The sequence below is a fragment of the Phycisphaerae bacterium genome, from assembly GCA_035384605.1.
GTDB lineage: Bacteria > Planctomycetota > Phycisphaerae > UBA1845 > PWPN01 > JAUCQB01.
Window position 1 is genome coordinate 1 of record DAOOIV010000186.1, and the last position, 5,645, is coordinate 5,645.

Genomic DNA, 5,645 nt, shown 5'->3' on the forward strand with positions numbered 1-5,645 from the left:
GCCCCCAGGGCTCGGGCACCTACAACTACGATCGGCTGGTCGGCATGACCTACCCCACACGGCCCGAGACTGGTGCCCGCAGTCTGTGGGAAATCGGGGGACACTATACGTATTTCGATGAGATAGGGGCTGTTTTCCGATGCAAACTGCGAAGATCGGCTCGACAACCCGCCGTCCACACCAGCGGACACCGTCGACCCGTGCCGCCACGAGGTGCCGTGACCCGGGCGCATGCCGGTCAGCAATTGCAGGTCGATCATGGCACGAACTTGCGCTGAGACACGATCTCGAACTGCAGCAACAGCCCGCAATGGAGCAGGCCCGACTGGCTGGCGTCGCTTCTGTCGCAGGGGCTCGATTGTCTTCGGTCGTTGGTAGACCTCGATCGGGAACAGCTCCCGTGCCACAGCCCATCGATACATCGCAATGATGATCGTCGTATGTCGTGCGGCCGCGTCCGACGATATGGTATGAGCGATTGTAGCACACCAGTCACGCAGTGCGGCCGGACCGATCGTTACTGCAGGCATGCGACCGAAATGTTCTCGCCAGCGTCGCAGCGCGATCCTCAACATGGACTCGTACGAGTGACTGTACTGTCCTTGGAGGGCTTGCCAATATTCGGCCACCAATTGGGTTCCCGTCCGTCCGTCGGCTGGACGAATTGCGCCTGTCGGCTGCGGCAGAGATTGCCGTGTTTCCCACTCGGCCAACAACCGGGCGTAGCGCGCGCGGCTCTCGGGTGTGCCATATTCGCCGAGCCAATAGTCGCGACGACGACCTGTGGCTGAATCTCGTAAGGTGACATAAGCGATTGGTTTGCCCCGCACCACCCGTCTCCGGTAGCTCGGAGGCCTTTGAGAATGACGTGGCATATGCGGCTCCTTGCTCGTTTGCGCGGAGCGCGCTCCGCGCAAAAACCCTTAGTTTGCCGCACTGAACCACGAATGGCAGGTATGCGTAAGTCACGCATTCGGCGGGAGTTATCCACCAATCGGGGCGACTGGATTTGAACCAGCGACCTCTTGGTCCCGAACCAAGCGCTCTAGCCAGGCTGAGCTACGCCCCGGTCAGTTATTGATATTATCCTGCGGCGGGCGAAAAGCAAGCCGTGCGTACCCGTGCGTACCGAGCATAGCCGGCAAGGGTCCGATGGGCTTTCGGCAGCTTTTTCAGAGCGGCGTGCGATGGGCAAGGGCAAGGATGGGCAACGCGGATGACCGGCTGGAAGCGTGTTCCAGAGTGCCGGCCAATGACAGGCTGGAAGCTTGTCCCACACGGCGTGACAGAATGGAAATCCGTCCCACAAAGCCTGTGGCAGACTGGAAGCGTGTCCCACAGTGTCGGCCGACGACAGGCTAAAAGCTCATCCCGCAAGGCAAGGCACCTGTTTGGCAACGTGGTGCGAGTTGCGGGGCCTCCGAGGTCCTGAAAGGTTGTTTCCGCGGCCCTTTGGCGGCGCCCCTGCGGACTGGTAGAATACTGTCGGTTTGCGGGAAGGCGGAGATAAGAACATACGATTCAGAGGTCGTTATGAGTCGCTGCTTAAAGCCTGAGGCGGACCGCAACCCAGGCGTACTGCGAGCCAGAAACATGCGCGCCAATTGCGCACCAGTCTCGACGGAAGAGGCCAAGGCAAAACCCCGAAGGCGAACCGTCTTCTTGCGGGCCGCAAGCCAAGCGCGCCGCCGTGCGGCAACATGCGCGCAAGGCGCCCTGATGTCCGGCCGTGAGGTTCCAAAGGCGAGGGGCCGCAAGTCGGCGGCACAGAGGTTTCGGGGCAGGTTCTCAGCCGTTGGAGTTCTGGGATTGCTTCTTGCGGGGTGCCACCAGGCTGCCCGCCCACCCGCGCACAAGCCTGCAAACGATTCGACCGAAGCCGGTGAAGTCTCTGCCGTCACACGGCCGACCGAAGCATACGCTGCGTCTCAACCGGCGGAGGATGATGCTCGGATGCTGGTCTTCGGCGTCAACCGTGTGGGCAATCCCGCCCCTTTGTACAACCCGGCCGGCTATGATGAGGCGCTTTACCAACGCATCCGCGAGGCGGGGGGAACATGCGTGCGGCTGACGGCCAGTCCTCGCGATATCGAGGCGGAGCGAGGCAAACGGGACTGGAGGGAATTCGACCGCGACGTGGCCTTGGCTTTGAAATACGGCCAGGAACCCATCGTGTGCATCGTCAACACCCCGGCGTGGGCCAGCCCGGACGACCAGCCCACACACCTGCACCCCTACCGGACGGAACTGCTGCCTGAGTTCGGCGATTTTTGCACCGACCTGGCCAGGCGGACCAAGGGCAAGGTCAAGTACTTTCAGTTGTGGAATGAACAGAACGGCTGCGGGTGGTACTTCTTTGAAGGCTTCAACCGGGCAGATGAGTATTTGCCCGTCCTCAAGGTTTGCTACGACGCTTTGAAGAAGGGAAACCCGGATTGCATCCTGTCCATGGGATCACTTGACGACGCTGAGGGCCATGCGCCGATTTTCGTACGCAAGATCTACGAAGAACAGAAGAAACAGAACATCTCCGGACCGCTTTTTGACGTGATCAGCGACCATCCCTACAGCGATACCCCGCAGATCATGCGGGCCAAGCTGGATGCCCTGCGCTGGCTGCTGAAGGCCAACGGCGACGGGGACAAACCTTTCTGGCTGACCGAGTACGGCTGGCATACGGGCAACACTCCGCCAGCGGAGCAGGCTTCGCGACTTGCGGCGGTGTTGGAAGCCTTCATATCGCCAGGCTGGAGCGACGTACAGGCGGCCGTGTATCTGTGCATTGCCGATTTTGAAAACCATGCGACGGGTTTTGGACTGGTTGATACGAATCTGCGGCCGAGGCCGTCCTTTCATGCCTTTCAGGGAGCGTCTCGCTTCGGAGCCTATCCCCCCTGCGAGATCAAAGCCGACTTTTCCGCCGCCGATCGGCTGGTAATCACTTGGCGAACACTCCAGCCCACAAGGGGCAAGGTTATGCTGCAGGGGCCGGATTCCTCGACAGCGGTCACGCGAACGGTGACTGAGCCGGCGACGGAGCAGCGAGCTGAGTTTGACGGCATTCAGCCGGACAAGGTTTATCGGTACAGCATCGAGACCGTGTGTGAACGCGGCGGACGAGCCAAGAGCATCAAGTCGGCCGACTATGAGATAAGGTCGCCGGGCCCGGCGGTGTTCAATGGGGACTTCGACGAGGGATTCTTTGCCGGCATCGCCAAGGGATGGAGGATTGACGGAGAGGGATTCTGTACGGATGCTGCTCTCATCCCGTTGACGCATCTGGTTTACGGCAAGCACGCCCAGGTTGTCTATGCGGCGGGCGAACGGGGCCACGCGGCGCTGGACAGCACGTTGAGCACTCTGGTTGCCGTCGAACGGGGTCAAGAGGTCAGGATCAGCGTTTCCTGGTTCGGGAATGCCACGGCAGATTCCGTCAAGGTTTTATCGCGGCTGGGCATCGGCCCCGAGGGGCAGAGCCAACCGGGCGCCGTCGGTGTGCAATGGTCGTCCTGGGAGGAGACACCCCGCTTCTGGGATGACGCCTCGCTTTCCGCGAAGGCCGCCAACAGCGTGATCCGCGTGTTTGTTCAGTGTCGCTCGGAAGGTTCTCTGGAAAAAGCGACCGCGACGTTCATGCTGGACAACGTGCGGATCGAGGCGGAGTAGAAGCCGGATCGCCGGGCGACCGCCCGGACGCTGTTCAGGCCGTCTTGCGAGAGGTTTGGCGGCGATGCCAGGCTTCCAGCACCCAGAGGGCCGCCAGCATTCCGGCGATGTCCGCGAGGAAATCGCCAAATGAAGTGTCACGTCCGACCAACGATTGCGTCAGCTCGTCAAAAGCGGCGTAAAGGGCGCCTGCCAAGAACGCGCCCGTGACGGCCCTGCGGCCGGGCCTGCCCCGCGGCGACCGCAGCAGCCACCAACACAGCGACATCCAACCGGCGAACATGCAAAAATGTATCACTTTGTCGGCATGTGGAATGCGGAACACCTCGGGTCTGATGATCTCAAGGCGCGGCGTGTGGGTCCCGGCAAACATGGTGAACCAATACGCCAGGAAGATCCAGCGACGCACAGCGACACTTGCGGTCCATCTGCAACCGCGCATCAGGTCCTCGTCATCGCCGTATGCCCATGACGTCCTTCTTGAAGATCTTCACATCGAGGCCGCGGACGTACTCGGTCCAGTCGCTTGCCGGATCGGGGTCCGCCCCGATTCTGGTCATGAACATGTTGAGCTTGGCGTCCAGGTTATCGAGATAGTGGACCGCGACGGCCTCGGGCATCATGGGGAGCTTAGGGCTGCCGAATTCGTACATGCCGTGGTGGGCGAGGATGATGTGCTGCAAGGCGTTCTTGACGTCGGCCGGGAACGGCTCACCGGTCTCGGCCTCGACCGCCTTAGCTTTCTCCTGGACCCAGATCGCGGCCTGGACGATATGTCCGACCAGTTGTCCCTCGTTGGTGTACTGGAAGCTTGTTTCGCACCGCAGCTCAGCGGTCTTGCCGATGTCGTGCAGGAAGATGCCGACCAGAACCAAGTCCAAGCTGACGGCGGGGTAGCGAGGCATGACGAGGAGGGCCAGTTCGAGCACGTTGCGGGTGTGCTCGAGGAGCCCGCCCACGTAGGCGTGATGCATCTGCATTGCGGCGGGCGACTGCCGGAAGCGCTCCATGAGGGGCTCGTCCAGGATAAACTGCTTAGCAAGGTTGAGCAGGTGCTTGTTCTTGACCTGACGCAGGATCTCCTTGACACGGGCAAACATTGCCGCGACGTCTTCCTGGGTGTGCGGGATGAACTCGGAGAGGTCCACGCTCTTCGGATCGACCGGCCTCATGCCGTCGACGATGAACTGGAGCGAACCCTTGTAGTTTTCGACTCGCCCCTTGAATCGCATGAAGCCGCCCTCGGGCATCTGCTCGAACATGGGCTCGGTCGCCTGCCAGATCCGACCCAGGAGTTGGCCGGTCTTGTCGGCCAACACGCAGTGGATGTACAGGGAACCGTTGGAGGTCGTCCGGAGGTCTTTGGCGGAGATCAGGAATACCTGGTCTTCAAGAAAGGCGCCGGCGGTCAGATCCTTAATGAATTGTCTTGTTTTTGTGCCTGAAGTCTTGTTCATGTCGCTCCTTCCATGCGGCGCCGAGGGGGCGAAACCGCGGCGGCCACGATCAGCATAACCGCTCTTTGGTCATCTTGCCACGTTTGAGGCATATCCGTCTTGCCGCCGGAGCAGGCGCAGCATCGGCTGCCGGAGTCAGGGGCGGCTTGCGTCCACGGCCCATGATCGTTAAAAAGGTTCACCCCTGGCTCACTGACATTGAGAGGTACGCATGCTCTGGTCACAGTATTTCATTCCAACCGTCAAAGAGTCGCCGGCGGACGCCGTGGCCGCATCACACGTTTTGGCCATTCGGGCAGGGCTGGTCCGGCAAGTGGCGGCCGGCTCATACACCTATTTGCCGCTCGGATACCGGTGCCTTCGCAAGATCGAGGAGATCATTCGCGAGGAGATGAACGCCGCCGGGGCGATCGAGCTGCACATGCCCGCCTTGCAACCGTTGTCTTTATGGGAGGAGACCGGCCGTGCCGAGGCCATGGGCGAGGTCCTGATGCGGATCAAGGGCAGCGGTTGGCAGACCGG

At 61.2% G+C, this 5,645-nt stretch carries 5 protein-coding genes and 1 tRNA gene; 3 read left to right on the forward strand and 3 right to left on the reverse strand.

All coding sequences use genetic code 11. The annotated features are described in order from the left end of the window. The coding region (locus PLL20_21335; GenBank protein ID HPD32545.1) for a hypothetical protein at nucleotides 1-278 on the forward strand (278 nt) is incomplete at its 5' end. A 716-nt stretch (nucleotides 279-994) separates the two neighbouring features. On the opposite strand, the gene PLL20_21340 is transcribed toward PLL20_21335, so the two are convergent. Further along, nucleotides 995-1,069: transfer RNA gene (locus PLL20_21340), tRNA-Pro, on the reverse strand. 884 nt (nucleotides 1,070-1,953) lie between these two features. On the opposite strand from PLL20_21340, the gene PLL20_21345 reads away from it, so the two are divergent. Continuing rightward, nucleotides 1,954-3,666 carry a hypothetical protein gene (locus PLL20_21345; GenBank protein ID HPD32546.1) on the forward strand — a complete coding sequence of 571 codons (1,713 nt, stop codon included), beginning with the start codon at nucleotides 1,954-1,956 and terminating at the stop codon, nucleotides 3,664-3,666. 34 nt (nucleotides 3,667-3,700) lie between these two features. Here the strand turns inward: PLL20_21345 and PLL20_21350 are convergent, their stop codons facing one another. Beyond that, nucleotides 3,701-4,108, reverse strand: coding sequence for a VanZ family protein (locus PLL20_21350; protein HPD32547.1), 408 nt, complete (start codon nucleotides 4,106-4,108; stop codon nucleotides 3,701-3,703). A gap of 10 nt (nucleotides 4,109-4,118) precedes the next feature. Next, on the reverse strand, nucleotides 4,119-5,123 hold the full coding sequence (locus PLL20_21355) for an HD domain-containing protein (GenBank protein ID HPD32548.1): 1,005 nt from the start codon (nucleotides 5,121-5,123) through the stop codon (nucleotides 4,119-4,121). A 211-nt stretch (nucleotides 5,124-5,334) separates the two neighbouring features. Between PLL20_21355 and PLL20_21360 the strand changes: the two genes are divergently transcribed. Beyond that, a partial coding sequence (locus PLL20_21360) for a proline--tRNA ligase (GenBank protein ID HPD32549.1) occupies nucleotides 5,335-5,645 on the forward strand: 311 nt, incomplete at its 3' end.